Source organism: Arthrospiribacter ruber (assembly GCF_019343195.1).
In the GTDB taxonomy this organism is placed as follows: Bacteria; Bacteroidota; Bacteroidia; order Cytophagales; family Cyclobacteriaceae; genus Arthrospiribacter; species Arthrospiribacter ruber.
This window is the reverse complement of the sequence record NZ_RPHB01000009.1, coordinates 1-22269: the sequence shown is the minus strand read 5'-3', so window position 1 is coordinate 22269 and position 22269 is coordinate 1. Positions and strand designations below refer to the sequence as shown.

General features: G+C 40.3%; 15 protein-coding genes. 14 read left to right on the top strand and 1 reads right to left on the bottom strand.

From position 1 onward, the window contains the following. The first annotated feature begins 35 nt into the window (after positions 1-35). From EGN73_RS17710 to EGN73_RS17655, 13 genes are all read left to right on the top strand, one after another. Complete coding sequence (locus tag EGN73_RS17710; RefSeq protein ID WP_219292862.1) at positions 36-608, top strand: flavodoxin family protein; 573 nt, start codon at positions 36-38, stop codon at positions 606-608. Positions 609-689: 81 nt separating this feature from the next. Further along, a complete protein-coding gene (locus EGN73_RS17705; RefSeq protein WP_219292860.1) occupies positions 690-2033 on the top strand; it encodes a DUF418 domain-containing protein in 1344 nt (447 codons plus the stop codon). A 396-nt stretch (positions 2034-2429) separates the two neighbouring features. Beyond that, positions 2430-3851, top strand: a complete 1422-nt coding sequence (locus EGN73_RS17700; RefSeq protein WP_219292858.1) for a hypothetical protein — start codon at positions 2430-2432, stop codon at positions 3849-3851. A gap of 45 nt (positions 3852-3896) precedes the next feature. Continuing rightward, a complete protein-coding gene (locus EGN73_RS17695) occupies positions 3897-6032 on the top strand; it encodes a S9 family peptidase (protein WP_219292856.1) in 2136 nt (711 codons plus the stop codon). A gap of 236 nt (positions 6033-6268) precedes the next feature. Continuing rightward, a complete protein-coding gene (locus EGN73_RS17690; RefSeq protein WP_219292854.1) occupies positions 6269-6637 on the top strand; it encodes a DMT family protein in 369 nt (122 codons plus the stop codon). Next, the gene (locus EGN73_RS17685) at positions 6634-7449 is read left to right on the top strand and encodes a prephenate dehydratase (protein WP_219292852.1); all 816 of its coding nucleotides are present in this window, start codon (positions 6634-6636) and stop codon (positions 7447-7449) included. Before EGN73_RS17690 ends, EGN73_RS17685 begins: the two co-directional genes overlap by 4 nt. Position 7450: 1 nt before the next feature. Then, positions 7451-8614: a pyridoxal phosphate-dependent aminotransferase gene (locus EGN73_RS17680; RefSeq protein ID WP_219292850.1), complete on the top strand. Its 1164-nt coding sequence runs from the start codon at positions 7451-7453 to the stop codon at positions 8612-8614. 1 nt (position 8615) lies between these two features. Further along, positions 8616-9464, top strand: a complete 849-nt coding sequence (locus EGN73_RS17675) for a prephenate dehydrogenase (protein WP_219292848.1) — start codon at positions 8616-8618, stop codon at positions 9462-9464. Positions 9465-9572: 108 nt separating this feature from the next. Further along, positions 9573-10277: an SIMPL domain-containing protein gene (locus tag EGN73_RS17670; protein ID WP_219292846.1), complete on the top strand. Its 705-nt coding sequence runs from the start codon at positions 9573-9575 to the stop codon at positions 10275-10277. A 649-nt stretch (positions 10278-10926) separates the two neighbouring features. Beyond that, on the top strand, positions 10927-12453 hold the full coding sequence (locus tag EGN73_RS17665; protein WP_219292844.1) for a M20/M25/M40 family metallo-hydrolase: 1527 nt from the start codon (positions 10927-10929) through the stop codon (positions 12451-12453). 523 nt (positions 12454-12976) lie between these two features. Then, positions 12977-16357: a methylmalonyl-CoA mutase family protein gene (locus EGN73_RS17660; RefSeq protein WP_219292842.1), complete on the top strand. Its 3381-nt coding sequence runs from the start codon at positions 12977-12979 to the stop codon at positions 16355-16357. A 774-nt stretch (positions 16358-17131) separates the two neighbouring features. Beyond that, a complete protein-coding gene (locus EGN73_RS22695) occupies positions 17132-17263 on the top strand; it encodes a hypothetical protein (protein ID WP_281422297.1) in 132 nt (43 codons plus the stop codon). A 44-nt stretch (positions 17264-17307) separates the two neighbouring features. After that, positions 17308-17541, top strand: a complete 234-nt coding sequence (locus tag EGN73_RS17655) for a (2Fe-2S) ferredoxin domain-containing protein (protein WP_219292840.1) — start codon at positions 17308-17310, stop codon at positions 17539-17541. A gap of 364 nt (positions 17542-17905) precedes the next feature. Here EGN73_RS17655 and ald read toward each other — a convergent pair whose 3' ends face one another. Further along, positions 17906-19024: an alanine dehydrogenase gene (ald, locus tag EGN73_RS17650; RefSeq protein WP_219292838.1), complete on the bottom strand. Its 1119-nt coding sequence runs from the start codon at positions 19022-19024 to the stop codon at positions 17906-17908. Positions 19025-19466: 442 nt separating this feature from the next. On the opposite strand from ald, the gene EGN73_RS17645 reads away from it, so the two are divergent. Next, positions 19467-21884 (top strand): alpha-ketoacid dehydrogenase subunit alpha/beta, encoded by a 2418-nt coding sequence (locus EGN73_RS17645; protein WP_219292836.1) that lies wholly within the window; start codon positions 19467-19469, stop codon positions 21882-21884. The last annotated feature ends 385 nt before the right edge of the window (positions 21885-22269 follow it).

The window sequence follows — 22269 nt, the reverse complement described above, 5'->3', positions numbered from 1 at the left end:
CTGTTCGTTACTTTTACTTCACAATTGACGATCCTATGAAAACATTTTCCAAATTGTTTTTTTTTCTGGCCATTTTTTCATGCGTCAGTCTAAAAGCCCAGTCTGAAAGAAATATCCTGATCACTTACCATTCCGAGTCCGGGAAAACCCAAGCCATGGCAGAAGCAGTAGCAAAAGGGGTGGCAGAAGTTAAGGGTGCTGATTTTGTCCTCAAACCTATAGCTGAAGTAAGCGAACATGAAATCCTACAGGCCTCAGCCATCATCTTAGGGTCTCCAGTTTACAATGCCAATATGACTCCTGAGGTACAGGCTTTCATTAATTCCTGGCCATTTGAGGGAAGACCACTGAAAAATAAGATTGGTGCAGTTTTCGTTACGGGAGGAGGTTTTTCGATAGGGGAGGAAGCCACTATGTTTGCCATGATCCGATCCATGATGATCCACGGGATGATTATAGTAGGTGGTGAAGAACTGGAAGCTGCTTTTGGTGCTTCTGCGATAACAGGAGAAGGAGAGTTTGCCGAAAAAGAAGTGCAGGAGATTTTTTTAAAAAAGGCTGAGGGATTGGGAAAAAGGGTAGGTGAAATGGTTTTGAAATTTTATTAGGTGAAAAATTATCACATCATCATGTGATCTGAAATTCAATGGATTAGGATTATATTTGTTAAACTTTTACTTCCTGATCTTATGGCATTATCCAGCACCACTGAAGTCGAACAAATTGAGCAGGCACCCAAACCCGCTGTTTTTACTGAAAGAATCGAAATTATAGATATCATAAGAGGTGTTGCACTTCTGGGCATCCTTATTTTGAACATTCCATATTTTTCCATGGAGGAGTACTTCTCAGAACCATGGTCACAGGACACCTCCAACCCCAATTTTTGGGTGCATGCCGTGAATGTGATTCTTTTTGAAGGGAAAATGAGAGCATTATTTTCCATGGTTTTTGGAGCAGGAATAGTGCTTTTTACGACCAATAAGGAAAAGTCAGGAAGGTCTGCTACTTGGCTTTTCTACATGCGGATGATCTGGCTGACCCTTTTCGGACTGGCCCATGCCCATCTGATTCTTTGGATAGGTGACATCCTATATTTCTATGGGCTGATAGGAATGCTGGCTTTTCTTTTTAGAAAAATGAAACCCAAATACCTGGCCATGGGGGTGCCTATAGTTGCGGTTATAGGTTTTGTGGCAAGTACCCTTTTTATGCAGAATATCAGAGGCGAGTACCTCGCATACAAAGAAGTTAAGGCCCTTCAGGACTCGGGAGTTGAGCTTGGAGAAGATCAACTTGCAGCACTTGAAGCTTGGGAGGAAACCAGAAAAGAAATGATTCCAAACAAGGAGGAAGTAGTGGAAAATACCTTACTGATGAAAGGGAGCTATGCTGATGTGGCCAGCCATATCAGGCCTAAAGCTTGGGATAGCCAGACCAAGTATTTGATCTTTTCAGTTTGGGACATGTTGGCTTTGATGCTTTTGGGAATAGCATTGTACAAATGGGGTTTTCTGACAATGAAATGGACTCAGGCACAATACATCAAAACCATTTGGATAGGATATGGTATAGGTTTGCCTTTGGTGATTTTTTCCTTTGTGTACAATACCATACATTTTCACAATGTAGAATCAGCGCTTGCTTTTTTCGAAAAACACCCCATCAATTGGGTGGCTTTAATCTATGATTTTCAGAGGATACTAATTATGATGGCTCATGTGGCCTTGGTGATTGTATTGTACCAAAAAGGCCTATTTTCTTGGCTGATGAAAGGTTGGCGCGCTGTGGGCCAATTGGCATTTACCAATTATGTCATGCACTCTGTGATCTGTACATTGGTATTTTTTGGATATGGACTCAGTCAGTATGCGGAATGGGAATATTACCAGCTGTATTACCTGGTAGTAGGGATCTGGATTTTTCAACTGCTTATCAGTCCGATATGGTTGAAGTACTTTCTCTTTGGGCCCTTGGAATGGCTATGGAGGTGCCTGACTTATGGCCGGGTTCAGCCTTTTGTTAGGAGGTGACCCAAACCCCTTCAGTTTTATACAACCCCAAGCCCCCCAGTAAATGAGTAGTGCTGTTCAATGAATCTGATATTTTCTGAAATCTATTTTTTCACTCCATAATCACCTATGAAAACATGGGATGGCCTGTGGTGAAAAATAGATATAATCCCCGAACAAAGGTCAGTTAAGGCCTAAAGGAAATCGCTTCGAAATGCCCCGCGATTCTTAGTTGCGACACGTTTCCAGATAAATACAAATTCCATCGCATATAGAATTCCAGAATGCGAATTTAAAAGACTAACTGAATTCAATTTTCTCCCAGGTTCTTTGCTAAGACTTGGTGAGAAGCATGTTCTTCATTTTAGGATAATATTTCGAAGCCAATATTTTATCTTGCAGTTCTATAATAATCTTATGGCAAAAAGAAAACCAAAACCCCAACAACAAAAATTCAATCCTTTCACTTATTTGAAGTCAGGCAATGCAAGAAGACTACCTTTATTGGAGTGCCTGATCCCTGAAAATTGGGAGAAAATAAAGAAATTCCCTGTATTAGTAGCCAGAAAACATGTCAACGGTAATTTGACTTTCACCTCTGTTCTGGTTGATTTGTTATGTACCGGAGCAAAGGATGTATTATTTTTTGTGAATGAATCTGAATCCGTCTATAGAGATATCATCGAAAGATATGAGCAGACTTTATTTATGAAATTTAATCCGGCATCATACGAATTAGTCCATAACATTGTTTTTGAGTCTATTGCATTTGCCGAAGAATTTGGAATCGCACCACATGAAGATTTTAGGTTTTCGGAGTTGATAATGGAAGCCAATACAGATGATTTTCCATTGGTAGACATTCCTTTAGGTGAAAATGGTCTTGCATATCTTTACCTGAATCCTGGAGATGAAAGAGCGGATTACTTCGAAAGACAGATTGCGAAATATGGCAAAGAAGGTACATACAAAATTGTTAGGACTGATTTTGATCCTATTTTTGAAGATGAGCTATCCGAAGAAGATGATTTGTATGAGAATACTTGCTTTAGCTGGGATGAATTGGAATGGGAAGAATTTTATGATGAAGGGGAATTTGATAATCTGTCAGTTGATGTAGTTTATTTCACGCTATCAAAATTGCCTGATTTCAATTACCAATGGATGAAAAAGGAGAAGCTTTTCCAGCCATTTTTAGGAATAAAATCAACGGAAAAGCCAGTTTCCGAATACCTTTTTAGCGATCAGGAAATTATTGAAATGGAAGAAATTTACGGCTTATTGGAGGATTTGGAGGAGGAAAATGTCAAAGGTAGAAATGAAATATTTGAGATAATAGAACAGAATATCCAAAAATGGCCAAAAAACAGAGTTTTATGGCAATACAAATGGGAGTATTTTCAAAGAACCGGAAAGGATGATAAAGCACTTCATACAGCCTTGGAAATGAAGCAGAAATTCCCCGATTATATATTCGGGCTGACTTGCCACGCACAATCGCTCATGGAAAGAAGTGAGGTAGACTCAATTCCCGAGGCAATGAATTTTCACACCAAAATTCAGGAATTCGACCCTAAAAGAAAAAAATTCCATCTTTCAGAATTGATGTCCTTTTATTCTCCCTGGATTTATTATTACTCAAAAACCGGACAACTAAGGTCCGCATACTTTCTTGTCAACTTCTTAATTGAACATGGAGTTTTAATCAAAAATGCATTTCATCCCATTATCAATGAAGCTTACATGTCTGCGGCAACTGAAAGGGCCAATTTATTTTATGAAGATGTTAAATCGGGGCGAATAAGCAGAGACGAGTTTCTTGATATCATGCTGGATTAATCCCTTACATTTGTTCCAAGTTTGACTTGCAAGAGTTGACAGACTATGAAAAATAAAATCAAAAACCTTTTAATATTCAGTCTCGCAATGAGTACAGCATGTTCGCAACAAGAACCGGATTTTCAATATCCGGAAGTGTATCCCCCAATGGCCGAAGTAAAACCTCATGAAATAATTGCCAAGCATGGCCATGTGAGAGTGGACAATTATTATTGGCTCAATGACCGTGAGGATCAAAAGGTCATCGATTACCTTAATGCTGAAAATGCTTACATGGACAGCATGTTGGCCCATACCAAGGATTTTCAGAATTCTCTTTTCAAAGAGATGAGAAGTCGCATCAAGGAAGATGATGCATCTGTGCCTTACAAGCTGGATGATTTTTATTACTATACCAAATATGTAGAGGGGGGTGAATACCCTATTTACGCAAGAAAAAAGGGTTCCATGGATGCTAAAGAAGAGATTCTGGTGGATGGCAACGAATTGGGAAAAGAGGAAGCTTATCTCAATTTCTTTACTTCGGTCAGCCATGACCACAACCTGATCGCCATCATCAAAGATACACAAGGAAGAAACTTTTATAACGTATCTATCAAAGACCTCAGAACAGGAGAAATGCTTGAGGACAAAATCGAGAATATAAGAAGTTCTGCAGTTTGGTCCACTGATAACAAATCCTTTTATTATTCTATTCCGGACCCTGTCACTTTGAGAAATTATCAGGTCAAGAGACATGTTTTGGGTCAGGATGCTTCTCAGGATGAAGTAATTTTCGAAGAAAAAGATCCAACACTCAACTGTGGGGTTGGGCTTACCAAGTCCAAAAAATACATCATAATCGGTTCAGGAAGAACAGATGCTTCTTATGCTTTTTATTTGGATGCGGATAAGCCGGGAAGCCCTAAACTTATTGCTCCAATAGAAGACAATGTCCAATATAGTGTTGACCATGCCGGAGGAGAGGATTTTTATATCCATACCAATCAGGATGCGGTAAATTACAGGTTAGTAAAGGCTCCTGTCTCCAACCCTTCTAAAGCCAATTGGTCGGATGTAATTCCAAATCGTCCGGACATCTTTTTGGAAAGTGTGGACTATTTTAAAGACTATATGGCTGTAGAAGAAACCAAAGAAGGGCTTGCAAGGATCAGAATAGTCAAATTTGAGGACGGATCTGAATACGAGATTGAATTTGACGAACCAGCCTACTCAGCTGGCTTGGGTTACAATCCGGCCTTTGATACGGAAGTCGTGAGGTATTCCTATACTTCCATGACTACTCCCAACTCTGTTTTTGATTTCAATATGAAAACCAAAGAGAAGGAGCTGATGAAAGAGCAGCCGGTTTTGGGTGATTTTGATAAAAACAACTATCAAACTGAAAGGGTGATGGTCACTGCCAGGGACGGGAAAAAGGTTCCAATGTCCATTGTCTACAGAAAAGATAAATTCAAAAAGGACGGCAGCATGCCAGGATGGATTTATGCTTATGGGTCTTATGGCTACTCCATGGATGCTTCTTTTAGCAGCAGCAGATTGAGTCTATTGGATCGGGGAATGGTGTATGCCATAGCCCATATCCGTGGAGGTCAGGAAATGGGAGGGGACTGGTATGAAGATGGGAAGATGATGAATAAGAAAAATTCCTTCTATGATTTCATTGATTGTTCTAAATGGCTTCAGGACAATGGTTACGTAGCCAAAGACAAGCTTTTCGCATCAGGAGGAAGTGCAGGCGGCTTGCTGATGGGAGGGATCCTCAATATGGCTCCGGAGGTGTACAGAGGTGTGATAGCCGCAGTGGCCTTTGTGGATGTGGTGACCACCATGATGGATGAGTCGATCCCATTGACCACCTTTGAATGGCTGGAATGGGGCAATCCCAACATCCAGGAGCAATACGAATACATGCTATCCTATTCCCCTTATGATAATGTTGAGGCTAAGGATTATCCGCATATATTGGCTACTACTGGACTACATGATTCTCAGGTGCAGTATTGGGAGCCTGCCAAGTGGGTGGCAAAGCTTCGCACGATGAAGACAGACAATAATCGCCTCTTCCTTTACACCAATATGGACGCTGGACATGGTGGCGCCAGCGGTAGGTTCGAAAGACTCAAAGAAGTAGCCCGGGAGTATGCCTTTGTATTCGATATTCTGGGTATCAGAGAGTAGTTTTTATTCTAACATAAAAATAAAAAAGTGGACTACAGGCAAATATGTTTTACTTTTGTGACTGCAATCCCAAATGCTTTTTGCTAAACCCGGTCACTTTCAAATGAGATTTTGGACTACAGAAGAGCCATATTTCCTAGATGCACCTTCAGTATTCAAACTATTGCAACTTTGTGGTTTTATCAAATGAAAGTCAGGTTCAAAAGTTTGATAGCTATTATTAAATATCTGAGTAGATGAAAGGTGTTTTTACAATTCTCTTATTGGTGCTTTCCAATACATTTATGACATTCGCATGGTACGGCCATCTGAAATTCAAAGAATTGAAATGGTTCGAAAACCTGGGCCTGATTTCTATTGTACTGATCAGTTGGGGGATTGCTTTTTTTGAGTATATCTTTCAGGTGCCTGCCAATAGGATTGGGTTTAGAGAAAATGGAGGTCCTTTTTCTCTTGTCGAGCTCAAAGTGTTGCAGGAGGTAATCACACTGGTGGTTTTTATGGTTTTTACATTTCTTTTTTTCAAAAATGAGAGTATCAAGGTCAATCATATTATCGGGTTTGGGTTCTTGATCCTCGCAGTTTATTTTATCTTTAAAAAATGAAAATTTCTATTCAAGGTATTCCAGGTTCGTTTCACCATCAGGTAGCTTTACAGTATTTTGGTGATGATGTAGAAATTCAAAGTTTCAAAACTTTTGAAGAAGTAGCAAAAAGCGTCAGAACTGAAGATTCGCAATTTGGTGTAATGGCTATAGAAAACTCGATTGCTGGAGCCATTTTACCAAATTATGAGCTTATAGACAGATACAGTTTGCATATTTTTGATGAATTTTTTCTGCCTATTTCCCACAACCTGATGTGTATGCCAGGGCAAAAAATCAGAGAAATCAAAGTGGTGCGTTCCCATCCTATGGCATTGCTACAATGTAAAAAATTCTTTGAAGGTTATCCCAATATCAGCCTCATAGATGATGTGGATACTGCCACTGTGGCCAAGAGAATCATGGAGGAGAAATTGGTCGGGGTAGGGGCTATAGCAAGTTCAATTGCAGCAGAAATTTATGGTCTGGAGATTTTGGCTTCTGACATTCAGACCGTCCAGAACAATTTTACCAGATTTATCCTTCTTCAAAAGGAAAAATCCACTCCTACTTCGATTCCAAACAAAGCTTCCATCAAAGTTACCATCAGCAATGAAAGGGGAAGTCTTGCAAAGTTGCTTTCACAGATAAGTGATCTTGGGTTAAATCTTTCCAAAATACAGTCTATTCCTGTGATTGAAAATCCATGGAACTACTCTTTCTTTCTAGACATACAGTTTGATATTTATGAGGATTACCTGAAAGCTGTGGAAGCCATCATTCAGAGTGGCGGTGAAGTGAAGGTTTTTGGAGAATATCAGTCAGGAAAATAACATGAAGGGATTTGCTAAACGTACAGCTGAGGTTGGGGAGTACTATTTTTCCATTAAACTCAAAGAAGTGAAGCGGTTGACAGAGGAAGGTCATCCCGTGATCAATATGGGAATTGGGAATCCTGACTTGCCTCCTCATCCTTCTGTGATAGGGGAGCTTCAGGATTCAGCAGCAATCCCATCCAACCATGGCTACCAGGGTTACCAGGGAATTCCGGAGTTGAGGATAGCCATGTCTGAATTTTACCGCCGTCATTATGCCGTAGATAAAGATCCTCAATCTGAAATTCTTCCGCTAATAGGTTCCAAAGAAGGAATCATGCACATTTCTATGACTTTTTTGAATGAGGGGGATGAAGTATTGGTACCAGATCCAGGGTATCCCACATATTCTTCAGTGACAAAATTGCTGGGAGCCAAAGTGAAGCCCTATGCACTTTTGGACTCCAATGCATGGTATCCGGATTTCGATTTGCTGGAGCAACAGGATCTGTCACAGGTTAAACTCATGTGGTGCAATTACCCACATATGCCCTCAGGAGCAAAGGCCGATATCTCGGTTTTTGAAAAACTGGTCTCCTTTGCGAAAAAACACCAAATTGTCCTGGTACATGACAATCCTTACAGTTTTGTGCTAGAAGACAGCCCGAAAAGCATTTTCCAGGCTGAAGGTGCTGAAGAAGTGGCTTTGGAGCTCAATTCCCTCAGCAAATCCTCCAACATGGCGGGCTGGAGAATTGGTATGGCGATAGGACGTAAAGACTGGATAGCAGAAATCACCAAAGTCAAAAGCAATATGGATTCGGGCATGTTTTTGCCCCTTCAAAAAGGTGCCATAGCAGCAATGGGGATTGATGAAGATTGGTTTGAACAGAAAAATCAAGTCTACGGGGCAAGAAGAAAATTGATCTGGCGCTTTGCGGAGCTATTAGGACTGGAATTCAAAAGAGATACAGCAGGGATGTTTGTCTGGGCCAAGCTGCCATCCGGGATTTCAGGATATCAATTTGTAGATGTTTTATTGGAAAAAGCACATATCTTCACGGCTCCCGGAGAAATATTCGGGACTGAAGGTCATGGGTATGTCCGTTTTTCTCTTTGTATTGCAGAGGAAAAAATACTCGACGCTATAAAAAGAATAGAATCAATCAAACCTATATTTTAAAATGAACAATATACACGTAATTGGTCTTGGACTCCTTGGAGGATCCTTTGCCCTGGCCCTCAAAAAGGAAAAACCAAGCTTGAACTTTACCGGATTTGATGCCAGTGAAAGGAATCTTAAAGATGCTTTGACATTGGGAATAATCGACCAATCCTCTGAGGTAATTCCGGCCGAGACCGATGTGGTCATTCTTGCTACCCCAGTAGATACACTTGAGAGTCTGCTTCTGTCTGCATTGGATCAGATTCAGGAAAACACCTTAGTGATAGATTTCGGCTCTACCAAAGAAGCGCTTTGCAAAGCGGTAGCAGACCACCCTAAAAGGACTCAATACCTTGCAGGGCACCCAATTGCCGGTACAGAATATTCAGGGCCTAAAGCGGCCAAGCCTGACCTTTTGGAGAAGAAAGTATTTATCATCTGTGAAATGGAAAAAACAGATGTTCACCTCAAAGGAATGGCTTATGATATCTTGGAATCCTTGAATATGAAGCTTCGCTTTATGGATCCGGAAGAGCATGATAGGCAGTTGGCCTTTGTATCACATCTTTCCCATATATCATCTTTTATGCTGGGAAAAACAGTCCTGGATAAGATGGAGGATGATAAAAACATCTTCGATATGGCAGGCAGTGGTTTTGCTTCAACGGTACGGTTAGCGAAAAGCTCTCCTGCCATGTGGGCACCCATAATGGAGGCCAATCAGGGAAATATTCTCGATGCCTTGGATGCTTACATTTCCAATCTTTCAAAGTTCAGAGAAAAAATAGCCGAAGAAGATAAAAGTGGGCTAAAGGAAGAAATGGCTTCCATCAATAAAATCGGAGATATTCTCGATCTTGGGAGATAGTCAATTGTTAAATAAGCTAAAAAATAAATAATTGGAGGACTTTTTGAATTTTGCTACGTCTGGGTGGCAACATGTAATTATACCGGACCATTGTTAAATTTGAAAACTATGAAAAAGATCATTTTCCTATTGCCGATGATCCTCCTTACCTTAGGAGTGATGGCGCAGCAACAATTGATAGAAGTAGAAGGAAAAAGCGAAATCCGGATCCTTCCTGACGAAGCATTGATTCATATTTCATTGTCCGAAAAGGCAATGAAAGTGTCCGATGCAACCAATTCGCTTAACAAGAAAACCAAAAATCTGGAGGATGCCCTGAAGAAGACAGGGTTAAAGAATTATGAATTTTTTGTGGACAATTATTTTGTCGGCGTCAATAGAATTTATTCTCGCAATACCTCAAAGGACTCAGGATATGTTGCTTCCCAGACCGTTCGGATCAAAGTTTCCAATACAGGCGAAGACCTGGTAAGGATCACCGAAACGATTCATCAGTCAGGTAATTTAGGATTCAATATCAATTTTTCCGTATCCGATAAGTTGAGAAAGGAATCAGAAAAGGAGTTGATCGAGTTGGCCGTAGCAGATGCCAAAAGGAAAGCTGAAATAATTGCGGCTAGTCTAGGGATCAGTGAAGTAAAAGTCCATAGAGTAGCTTATGGGAATACTCAGAAAGACTTTTTTCCAGTAGCAAGAGATGCTAAAATGATTATGGCCATGGAGGTGTCAGATGATAGAAATGAAGCAGTGTTCAGGCCGGAAGAGCGTAGATTGAATGATTCTGTGACCATAGCCTTTTCATTTGAGAATTAAATTGTGGCTTCTTGATTCATTTCGATCCGCCGAGGCAGACAAGTTACTATCCTACTTTGTCAAATTAGCAGATTAGGTCAAACCTGCCAGGTTTATAAGCCAAAACAGATTTATTTTTTCATTTCAAAAAGAAATCTGGCAGGTTTTTTCTTGTTGTTTTCTAACCTGACAAAGTAGGACTGATTGAAATTTATAGGTATCAGTCAAATCCCAACATTAATTCCATAATTTGAAGTTGCTGTCAAAGAAGTGTATAATCACATTAAATAACATAGACCTCAAAGGAAACCATCTTCGGATGGTTTTTTTGTTATGTGGATTGGGAAAAGTCGAGCGCTTTTTTAGTTGATTAATTATTGAAATAGTACAATTGATATTTAAATTGTTTAATTAAAGCGTTAAAAAAAATTGAAAAGAACGCAAAATTACCCTGTACAGGGTATTTTTTTTCCTAAAAATGATCTCTACTTTTATCCCGGGTGATTAAGCAACTTTTCAGACAATTTTTTCTAGAGTAAAGCAAGACCTTGGGGCAGTAATTGAAATTCAATTTTTTCAACTGCCCTTTTTCTTTTATACCGTTTATCAAAAGTGTTTTTTATTGTCCCTGCCTTCTTTTAAATTTCTATGCATTAATTAACCTAATATTATGCTTAAGAAGACGAAGATTCATATTTGCCTGACCTTTTGTTTGGCTTTACCAGTGTTACTTTTTGCCCAAAAAGAAATCGATCTGGAAAAAGTCACTGAGGCACATTTTTCAAATGGGATACAGATTCTCAACGAAATCCTCAGCATGCCCAATGATTCCCACTACCCTGAGCAGTTGGCTGTGAACATCGATTGGTGCGAAGAAAGTTTTGAATCAAGGAATTGGGAAGTCAAACGACTGGAGACTTCAACTGTCCCCTTGCTTATGGGTCAGAAACTTGTGCCCAATGCTGAAAAAACTGTTCTTTTTTATTTCCATATGGACGGGCAGTCAGTGGATCCCAAACAATGGGAGCAACCAGACCCTTTTAAACCGGTTCTTAAAAGAAAAAATACACAGGGTAAGTGGGAGATTATTCCAATGGAAAGCCTTGAAAGCGAATATGATCCCGAATGGCGGATTTTTGCCAGGTCAGCCTCTGATGATAAAGGACCATTTGCCATGTTTTTGACGGCATGGGATGCCATGACGGCCCAGGGAATGATGCCCAATTACAATGTAAAAGTAGTATTGGATTTTGAAGAGGAGATTGGATCGCCCAATCTGGCTTCTGCTGTCAATCAATATAAAAATGATTTAAAGGCCGATATGATGCTGATCATGGATGGTCCAAGACATGTCAGTAATTTGCCAACCTTAAGCTTTGGAGCGAGGGGGATTTCGCAGTTTACATTGACTACTTATGGTCCAAGAGTTGATTTGCACAGTGGTCATTATGGGAATTTTGCCCCAAACCCTGCTTTAAGGATGTCGGAACTTTTGTCTTCCATGAAAGATGAAAGAGGTAGGGTGGTAATTCCAGGGTTTTATGATGGGATCAACCTGACCCAGGAAGAAAAGGACATACTTTCCCAAGTACCGGATGACGATGAGGATATCATGGAGAAGTTAGGGGTCGGTATTTCGGACAAGGTGGGCAATACCTATCAGGAGTCTTTACAATATCCCTCGCTTAATGTCCGTGGTCTGGCATCGGGTTCTGTAGGAAATGAAGCCAGAACCATAGTGCCTGCAATAGCGGTTGCTGAAATTGACGTCCGACTTGTGCCTGAATCTGATCCTGAAAGGCTTTTTTCTTTGATCCGAAAACATATTGAAGGTCAAGGTTATCACATTCTTGAAGAAGATCCTACGGATGAAGAACGCAGCAAGTATCCCAAATTGGTAAAGTGGGAAGGCAGTATTTCTTATCAGGCTTTCAGGACACCGATGGATTCCGAACCAGGAGTTTGGTTGAACAACGCTTATTTACGGGCTTTTGGGGAAGAACCCATCCGTAAGAGAATCAGTGGAGGGTCTTTGCCTATAGCTCCTTTTGTGGAAGCACTGGACAATATACCAGCAGTCACGGTCACTACAGTCAATTTTGACAATAACCAACATGGGCCTAATGAAAATATCCGCTTGGGGAATTACAAGGAGGGGATCAAGACGGCCTTGGCTATATTGACGCAGCCTATCTGAAAATGTCGAACAATCACAAAAGTTCTGGCCTTTTGAAAAGTCCGGAAGGTATGAGAGAGGGGGAATATTGTGGAGCCAACAATTATTGTGAATACTTGGAAAAGGCTGCCTACCATCTTGTAATACCTTTAGGGATTGAATAATTGTCTTTAATCCAACAATGGAGAAGAAAACCAGAAAATAAGGTCCTAGGTTTAAGTTAACGCTTATACCTGAAAGGAATGAATTTGATATAGATTCAAATTTACTTCTACCTACAAAATCTCTTTATTTTAATTTTATTCTGATTGAAAGATTGATGTTTTTAATTTCAGTCAATTTTATTCTACAATATTCTGAATAAAAATGAAAATTAGATTCAATCAAAATATTATTCCGGTTATTGCTTTTAAGTTTCAGGAAGACTTTAGCTTTTTTCCTATATTCGCAAGGTATTCTGTGCAAGCAAAATATCAATTGAAATAAGATTTCTAATTTTGCTTTGACGTATTTAGAGCAATCAATTACAAACCCAAATATATTCATGTCTCATTCACAAGAAAGTTATAAACCCAAAAACCACATCAGGCTGGTAACTGCTGCATCCCTTTTTGACGGTCACGATGCTGCGATCAATATCATGAGGAGGATCATCCAAGCGACAGGTTGTGAGGTGATTCATTTGGGCCACAACAGATCTGTTCAGGAGATTGTAGACTGTGCTATTCAGGAAGATGTACAGGCGATAGCGATTACTTCCTATCAAGGTGGTCATGTGGAATTTTTCAAATACATGTATGACCTTCTGCACGAAAAAGGCTGTGGACATATTAAAATCTTTGGTGGTGGGGGCGGTACCATTCTTCCTGAAGAGATCAAAGAATTGCATGATTACGGAATTACCAGAATTTATGCCCCAGATGATGGCAGGTCTATGGGCTTGCAGGGAATGATCAATGATCTGGTCGAAAAATCTGATTTCCCTGTAGGGAAAGATGTAAAAGCTGAGGTGGCATTGGATAAATCCGATAAAATGACTATCGCCAGGGTGGTGTCAGCTGCCGAAAATTTTCCTGAACAAAGCAAAAGTTTGTTGGAAGCAATCAGAAAAGCTTCTGCTGAAAATAGAACGCCTGTTTTGGGTATTACCGGGACAGGTGGTGCCGGGAAATCTTCTTTGGTAGATGAGTTGGTCAGAAGGTTTTTGACAGATTTTGATGACAAACACATTGCTATCATTTCTGTAGACCCGTCCAAAAGAAAAACGGGAGGTGCGCTACTTGGAGACCGTATCAGAATGAATGCCATTCATCACCCCAGGGTTTACATGAGGTCATTGGCCACAAGACAATCCAATCTTGCTCTTTCCAAATATGTACAGGATGCGGTGGATGTGATGAAGGCTGCATCTTTTGACCTGATCATTCTTGAAACCTCAGGTATAGGACAATCGGATACAGAAATTATCGAGCACTCTGACATGTCTTTGTATGTGATGACACCTGAATATGGTGCTGCTACACAATTGGAAAAGATTGACATGTTGGATTTTGCCGATATTATTGCGCTAAATAAATTTGATAAAAGAGGTGCGCAAGACGCTTTAAGAGATGTCAAAAAGCAATATAAGCGTAACCATAACCTCTGGGACATCAAAGAAGAAGATATCCCTGTTTTTGGAACCATTGCGTCGCAGTTTAATGATCCCGGAATGAATAATCTTTATAGGGCTATCATTCATAAATTGGTGGAAAAAACCGGGACAGACCTTTCATCTTCTTTTGAAGTCACCAAAGAGATGTCCGAAAAAATATACATCATTCCTCCCGCCCGAACCAGGTACTTATCTGAGATATCTGAAAACAATAGGAATTATGACAAATGGGTGTCTGACCAAAAAGAAATAGCACAAAAGCTTTACAGCATCAAAAAATCCATAGAGGCCATTGAAAGCACAAAAGTGGCTGATAAAGACCGTTTGACCAAAGAATTGCAAGAAGTATACGCTGAAGTAGAACTGGAACTTGATCCCAAAAACAAAAAATGGTTGGAAGAGTGGCCTGCAAAAGCGCAGAAGTACAAAGATGATTTCTATGTATTCAAAGTAAGGGAAAAAGAAATCAAGGTACAGACCTATACCACTTCTCTCTCTCAATCCAAAATACCGAAAGTTTCCCTTCCAAGATTTGAGGCCTGGGGAGATCTTTTGAAATGGGGTTTGACCGAAAATGTCCCAGGTGAATTTCCTTATACCTCAGGTGTTTTTCCTTTCAAGAGAGAAGGGGAGGACCCTACAAGGATGTTTGCAGGCGAGGGCGGCCCTGAGCGTACCAACAAAAGATTCCATTATGTGTCCAAAGGAATGCCTGCAAAAAGGCTGTCTACTGCATTTGATTCAGTGACTTTATATGGAGAAGACCCAGATTACAGACCTGATATTTATGGAAAAATAGGTAACTCCGGAGTAAATATCTGCTGCTTAGATGATGCCAAAAAACTCTATTCGGGCTTTAATCTGGCAGACCCGAAAACTTCAGTTTCCATGACCATTAATGGTCCAGCGGCGACTATGACGGCATTTTTCATGAATGCAGCTATTGACCAACAATGTGAGTTGTATATCAGGGAAAATGGTCTGGAAGAAGATGTCAATGCTAAAATTGACAAAATTTACAAAGAAAAAGGAAGTGAGAGGCCTAAGTACAATGCAACGGTACCGGAAGGAAATGATGGATTGGGCTTGTTGTTGTTGGGAGTGTCCGGAGATCAGGTTTTGGATTCGGAAGTCTATGCCAAGATCAAAGCAGATACCTTGACTAAGGTCCGTGGAACTGTGCAGGCTGATATTCTCAAAGAAGATCAGGCACAGAATACCTGTATTTTCTCTACCGAATTCTCTTTGAGATTGATGGGGGATGTGCAGCAGTATTTTATCAATCATGGTGTCAGAAATTTTTATTCAGTGTCTATTTCAGGTTATCATATTGCGGAGGCGGGAGCCAATCCCATTACACAGTTGGCTTTGACGTTGTCCAACGGCTTTACTTACGTAGAGTATTATGTTTCCAGGGGGATGGATATCAATAAATTCGCTCCAAATCTTTCATTCTTTTTCTCCAATGGTATTGATCCCGAGTATTCAGTGATTGGCCGGGTAGCAAGAAGAATCTGGGCCAAGGCGATGAAGTTAAAATACGGTGCCAATGAAAGGTCACAAATGCTGAAGTATCATATTCAGACTTCAGGGAGGTCTTTACACGCACAGGAGATTGATTTCAATGATATCAGGACTACGCTTCAAGCCTTGTATGCAATTTATGACAATTGTAACTCTCTGCATACAAATGCCTATGATGAGGCCATTACTACGCCTACAGAGGCTTCTGTCCGTAGAGCCATGGCGATACAGCTGATCATCAATAAGGAATTGGGATTGGCCAAAAATGAAAATCCACTTCAGGGGTCATTCATCATCGAAGAATTGACAGATTTGGTAGAAGAGGCAGTGAACCTGGAATTTGACAGGATTACTGAAAGAGGTGGTGTTCTCGGAGCCATGGAAACCATGTACCAAAGAGGGAAAATTCAGGAGGAAAGTCTTCATTACGAAACTTTGAAGCACACTGGTGAGTATCCGATTATTGGCGTAAATACTTTCCTTTCTTCTGAGGGATCACCTACAGTGACTCCTGGAGAAGTAATCAGAGCTACAAAAGATGAAAAAGAGGCTCAGATTCAGACCTTAAATATCCTGAAAAAGAAAAACGAAAAAGAGGCTGAAAAATACCTTGAAAATCTGAAAGAGGTGGCCATTCAAAATGGTAACATCTTCGATACTTTGATGGAAGCAGCAAAATATTGTTCCTTGGGACAGATTACCAATGCGCTATATGAAGTTGGTGGGCAGTATAGGAGGAATATGTGAGGAAGGATGAAGGATGAGGGATGAAGGATGAAGGATGAAGGATGAGGGAGGAAGGATGAGGGAGTAAGGTGTGTCCTTCGAAATTCATCATTCGATGTTCGATATTCAATATTTCATAATTTCGAAAATAAGGGCCTGGATCAATCCGATACTAATTGATATTGGATATTCATGGATATCGGCCTGAAATCATAGGTTTCTACCACTTTAAAAGTTGCACTGGTACGAAAGCGGATATACATTATTTCAAATGGTGAATAATGAATCAAGAAGTTCCAGGAAGGATGAAGGATGAGGGATGGGGGAGGAAGGATGAGGGAGTAAGGTGTGTCCTTCGAAATTCATCATTCGATGTTCGATATTCAATATTTCATAATTTCGAAAATAAGGGCCTGGATCAATCCGATACTAATTGATATTGGATATTCATGGATATCGGCCTGAAATCATAGGTTTCTACCACTTTAAAAGTTGCACTGGTACGAAAGCGGATATACATTATTTCAAATGGTGAATAATGAATCAAGAAGTTCCAGGAAGGATGAAGGATGAGGGATGGGGGAGGAAGGATGAGGGAGTAAGGTGTGTCCTTCGAAATTCATCATTCGATGTTCGATATTCAATATTTCATAATTTCGAAAATAAGGGCCTGGATCAATCCGATACTAATTGATATTGGATATTCATGGATATGGGCCTGAAATCATAGGTTTCTACCACTTTAAAAGTAGCACTGGTACGAAAGCGGATATACATAATTTCAAATGGTGAATAATGAATCAAGAAGTTCCAGGAAGGATGAGGGATGAAGGAGGAATGATGAAGGATGAGGGAGGAAATTGTGAATCAGGAAGTTTTAGCGGCAAAAAACTTGAGATAAGGTTTGATTATCGAAAAGCCTCGTAAATCATCCTTCGTAAATCGTAAATCATATCATATATCGTAAATCGATGGCAACCTACAGGAGGTTTATATTTGTGTGCACAGGTTCTGACTGTAAAAAGTCCGGATGTAAAGTGCTGCAAAGGGAGATCAAAGAACTCATACAAAGTGAAGATCACAAAGGGAAATTTAAGGTAATCAAAACCAAATGCATGGACTTTTGTAAATCTGCTCCTACCGTGGTGATCAACAATGAGGTGATCAAAAAAGCGGATATTTCCTCGATAAGGAAGAAATTGTGAGTACAGCTCAATAAGGAGGGCTTGCTGAAAAAGTCTCAGGTATGCCAGATTCAAAGCGGGCGAATGAAGATGTATGCTTATACTTCGAGTGAGCCCAATGAAGAAGATGGTATGCCTGAGGCTAGCCTTAAAATTTCGAATTTTGAAATTTTAAGGAGCACGGAAATCAAGCTATATCATTGAATAAGCGTGCACCTGCTTAAAAAGAAAATACTTGACAAACGGGGTATTCATCAAAATTTAAAGCATTTATTCTCCAGTTGGCGTTTTTCAGCACGCCCTAAGTAGATATCAGAATGAATCCTCATAAAAAAGGCCTCTGAAAATGTTTTCAGAGGCCTTTTCAATTTATCCTAATCAAAGATTAATCTACAAGATATTTTTCGACCGGGACATAATCCATATCAAAAGCTTCTGCAACTGCTTTGTACACGATATCACCGTGGATAACATTCAGTCCTGGTACCAATTCCGGATTTTCCTGCGCTGCTTTTTTCCAGCCTTTATTGGCCAATTGTATAGCGTAAGGAAGGGTAGCGTTGGTGAGGGCCAAGGTAGAAGTATATGGAACTGCGCCTGGCATGTTGGCCACGCAATAATGAACTACATCATCAATGATATAGGTTGGGTTTTCGTGAGTTGTTGGCTTACAAGTTTCAATGCATCCGCCCTGATCTACTGCCACATCTACCAATACAGTTCCAGGCTTCATGTCTTTCAACATGTCCCGGGTGATCAGGTGAGGGGCTTTTGCTCCCGGGATCAATACAGCACCTACGATAAGGTCTGCATCTTTGATCATATCTCTGACATTATATTCGTTTGACATCATGGTCTTGACATTGGCAGGCATTACATCTGCTAGGTATCTCATTCTCGGAATCGACACATCCATGATAGTCACATCTGCTCCTAGTCCCGCGGCCATCCAGGCAGCTTGAGTACCTACTATACCACCACCTAGAATCAAGACTTTGGCAGGAAGCACTCCTGGTACTCCACCAAGAAGTATTCCTCTTCCTTTAAGTGGCTTCTCGAGATAATTGGCACCTTTTTGCACAGCCATTCTTCCGGCTACCTCAGACATAGGTACAAGCAGAGGCAAGCTTCTGTCCATCTTCTCTACGGTTTCGTAGGCCAAACAGACTGACTTGCTTTCAACCATGGCTTTGGTCAGCGGCTCATATGAAGCAAAATGAAAATAAGTGAACAACAATTGGCCCTCTTTTATGAGCTTATATTCAGGTTCAATTGGCTCTTTCACCTTAATGATCATTTCAGCGATGGCGTACACATCTTCAATGGTAGGAAGAATGGCGGCACCTGCTGCGGTGTAGTCGTCATCAGCAAAACCGCTACCTTCACCGGCAGTGTGCTGAACAAATACCTGATGACCTCTTTTAACCAATTCCTGGGCACCTGCAGGGGTCAATGCTACCCTGTTTTCGTTGTTTTTTATTTCCTTTGGAACACCTATTATCATTGCTATATAATTTGGGTTTTTAAATCGATTGCGCAAAGATACTAAGTGACTCGAAAATCGCTTAAAAATCTAATCATTATTTTGAATCAAGTAAGAAAATGACTATAATTCAAAATTTATATTTGTTTAATAGGGTATTTTTTAATAAAATTTTGATTTAAGGGTTTAAAAAATTTAATATTTTGACAATTCATTTTTTCCGAAGTTTTATATCATTTATATGGCGTTTTTCCATCTTTTAAATCAAATAGTGTTGTAAAGTATTGAAAATAGAAATTTAATTTTGTTTAAATTAGAATTATTGAGTTTTATCAAAATTTTTTATCGAAAAAAATCAAAATTATTCTCTTTATGAATTTGTTAAAAAATGAAAAATCTCTATTTTTGAAATACTTGCACCTAGTGTGGTATAAACCCAAAATAGCTTATCTGATTATTTAAAATGACAAAAGTGGCGACATTCTCAAGAAACAAAAGGACTAAGGTACTCAACAAAGAACAGCTTTTAGGCGATTTTCGTCTTGCTCTCCAAAGTAGACACGCTTCTCTTATGGGAAGAAAGGAAGTCTTTATGGGTAAGGCCAAATTCGGGATTTTTGGTGACGGGAAAGAGCTGGCCCAAATAGCTATGGCCAGACATTTTCAGGATGGGGATTTCAGAGCAGGATATTACCGTGATCAGACCTTCATGTTTGCCATTGGTCAATTGACCATCAGGGAGTATTTTGCCCAATTGTATGCCCATACTTCTGTGGAAGCAGATCCAGCCTCTGCAGGGAGACTGATGAATGGCCATTTTGCTACCCGCTCCCTGCACGATGACGGGACTTGGAAAAATCTGACGGAGATGAAAAATTCTTCTGCGGATATTTCTCCTACTGCAGGACAAATGCCAAAACTGCTTGGCTTGGCTTATGCTTCCAAGCTTTACCGGGAAAATGAAGGATTGCATCATTTGACTCAATTTAGCAATAAAGGAAATGAAGTGGCGTGGGGCACAATAGGCAATGCAAGTACTTCTGAGGGGATGTTCTTTGAAGCAGTCAATGCTGCGGGAGTTTTGCAGGTTCCTATGGTTATTTCTATTTGGGATGACGGTTATGGAATTTCTGTGCCCAACGAATACCATACTACCAAAGGAAGTATCTCAGAGATTTTGAAAGGTCTACAGAGAAATGATGACGAAAAAGGCTATGAGATTTTTGTAGTCAAAGGTTGGGATTATGAGGCATTGGACCGGGCCTATGAAAATGCAGCCAGAATTGCCAGAGAAGAACACGTGCCTGTAATGGTTCACGTAGTGGAAGTGACACAGCCTCAAGGACACTCTACCTCTGGGTCGCATGAGCGCTATAAAAGTAAGGAAAGACTGGAGTGGGAGAAGGAATATGATTGTCTCCTTCAGTTTAGAAAATACCTCGTAGAGAATGACATTGCTACAGAAGAGGAGCTGGATAAAATGGACCAAGAGGCAAAAGCATTTGCCAAAAAGGAAAAAGATGCAGCATGGCAAGCCTTTTCAACAGAAATAAAAAATGAACTTAAGGAGGCTGCTGGTCTGATAAAGAGTGCAGCGGTTAAGTCACAGAAAAAAGAAGTATTGGAAGGCTTAGCAGATGAACTTTCCAAAACCCTGAACCCAATCAGGAAAGATGTGGTATCGACTGTTAGAAGGGCTCTTTGGATCATGAGATCAGATTCAGAGGAAGTGAAAGCTGATCTGAAGTCATGGTATGAGATCCAGCAGGAACTCAATGAAGACCGTTACAGCAGTCATTTGTATTCACAATCTGAATTCAGCAGTGCAAATGTTACTCCCGTTCCGGTAGAATATGCAGAAGAAGCAGCAATGGTGGATGGGAGAGAAGTCCTTCAGGCATGTTTTGACCATTTATTGGAAAATGACCCACGCTTCTTGGCGTTTGGAGAAGATGTAGGAAAGATCGGAGATGTCAATCAGGCATTTGCCGGCCTTCAGGACAAACATGGGGAATTGAGGGTGACAGATACCAGTATCAGAGAAGTTACCATAATCGGACAGGGAATAGGTGCCGCTTTAAGGGGCTTGAGACCAATGGCCGAAATTCAATACCTCGATTACATCCACTATGCCTTAATGACCTTGTCAGATGATCTGGCTTGTCTGCATTACAGGACTAAAGGTGGTCAAAAAGCACCTCTAATAGTAAGGACACGTGGTCACAGGCTAGAAGGTGTATGGCATGCTGGATCACCTATAGGAATGTTGCTTCATTCATTGAGAGGGATGTTGATGTGTGTTCCAAGGAATATGACTCAAGCAGCAGGTATGTACAATACATTGATGCAATCAGACGAACCTGCCTTGGTAATTGAATGCCTCAATGGATATAGGCTGAAAGAAAAAATGCCGGCCAATATAGGTGAATATAAGGTGGCATTGGGCAAGCCCGACATCTTGAGAGAAGGTAGAGATCTTACTGTGGTGACTTATGGCTCCATGTGCAGGATTATCGAAGATGCGGCTGATGAGTTGTCAAAGATGGAAATAGAAATTGAAATCATAGATGTACAGACCCTTCTTCCATTTGATGTAGATCACATCATAGTAGAATCCATCAAGAAGACCAACCGCGTTCTTTTTGCTGATGAAGATGTGCCAGGAGGAGCTTCAGCTTATATGATGCAAAAAGTGGTGGAAGAGCAGAAAGCCTATTATCATCTGGATGCTGAGCCTGCTACATTAGCAGCCAAGGCACATAGGCCTGCCTATTCATCAGATGGGGACTATTTCTCCAAGCCTTCTGTAGATGATGTGGTAGAAAAAGTATATGGCATTATGCATGAAGCCAACCCTTCAAAATTTCCTGCAATAATTTAATCTGAATTCCTTGTCAACTAGGGTGTTCATTAATAAGGGCTTCTTGGAAAATTCCTCCGGAATTAGAAAGTAGGATTGAAACTAAATTCTACTTTCTTTTTTTATGTATTTGGCCCTTGACCCAGGAGTCAATTTCAGGTTGAAAAAGTACAATTAACGGTCTGGTACTGTATGAAAATGACCTGGATTTTCCGTATGGGCACACCTATCCCATAAAGTTGCTTTTTGGATGCTTTTCTAGGCTGCTTTTTGCTTAGGTGGACTTTCTTTGGCTTTCCTTCTTTTAGCGATCAGAACAGCGTTGGCCGTCATAATACCAAAAAAAATCATCAGCTTCTCCCTCTTTTCCCCTTTGACCTTGATTTTACCCAGACCGTAAAAGTTT

Bases quoted from the DNA above. Each gene is read 5' to 3' on its own strand.
- EGN73_RS17710 (WP_219292862.1), top strand. From the start codon at position 36: ATGAAAACATTTTCCAAATTGTTTTTTTTTCTGGCCATTTTTTCATGC.
- EGN73_RS17705 (WP_219292860.1), top strand. From the start codon at position 690: ATGGCATTATCCAGCACCACTGAAGTCGAACAAATTGAGCAGGCACCC.
- EGN73_RS17700 (WP_219292858.1), top strand. From the start codon at position 2,430: ATGGCAAAAAGAAAACCAAAACCCCAACAACAAAAATTCAATCCTTTC.
- EGN73_RS17695 (WP_219292856.1), top strand. From the start codon at position 3,897: ATGAAAAATAAAATCAAAAACCTTTTAATATTCAGTCTCGCAATGAGT.
- EGN73_RS17690 (WP_219292854.1), top strand. From the start codon at position 6,269: ATGAAAGGTGTTTTTACAATTCTCTTATTGGTGCTTTCCAATACATTT.
- EGN73_RS17685 (WP_219292852.1), top strand. From the start codon at position 6,634: ATGAAAATTTCTATTCAAGGTATTCCAGGTTCGTTTCACCATCAGGTA.
- EGN73_RS17680 (WP_219292850.1), top strand. From the start codon at position 7,451: ATGAAGGGATTTGCTAAACGTACAGCTGAGGTTGGGGAGTACTATTTT.
- EGN73_RS17675 (WP_219292848.1), top strand. From the start codon at position 8,616: ATGAACAATATACACGTAATTGGTCTTGGACTCCTTGGAGGATCCTTT.
- EGN73_RS17670 (WP_219292846.1), top strand. From the start codon at position 9,573: ATGAAAAAGATCATTTTCCTATTGCCGATGATCCTCCTTACCTTAGGA.
- EGN73_RS17665 (WP_219292844.1), top strand. From the start codon at position 10,927: ATGCTTAAGAAGACGAAGATTCATATTTGCCTGACCTTTTGTTTGGCT.
- EGN73_RS17660 (WP_219292842.1), top strand. From the start codon at position 12,977: ATGTCTCATTCACAAGAAAGTTATAAACCCAAAAACCACATCAGGCTG.
- EGN73_RS22695 (WP_281422297.1), top strand. From the start codon at position 17,132: ATGAATCAAGAAGTTCCAGGAAGGATGAGGGATGAAGGAGGAATGATG.
- EGN73_RS17655 (WP_219292840.1), top strand. From the start codon at position 17,308: ATGGCAACCTACAGGAGGTTTATATTTGTGTGCACAGGTTCTGACTGT.
- ald (WP_219292838.1), bottom strand. From the start codon at position 19,024: ATGATAATAGGTGTTCCAAAGGAAATAAAAAACAACGAAAACAGGGTA.
- EGN73_RS17645 (WP_219292836.1), top strand. From the start codon at position 19,467: ATGACAAAAGTGGCGACATTCTCAAGAAACAAAAGGACTAAGGTACTC.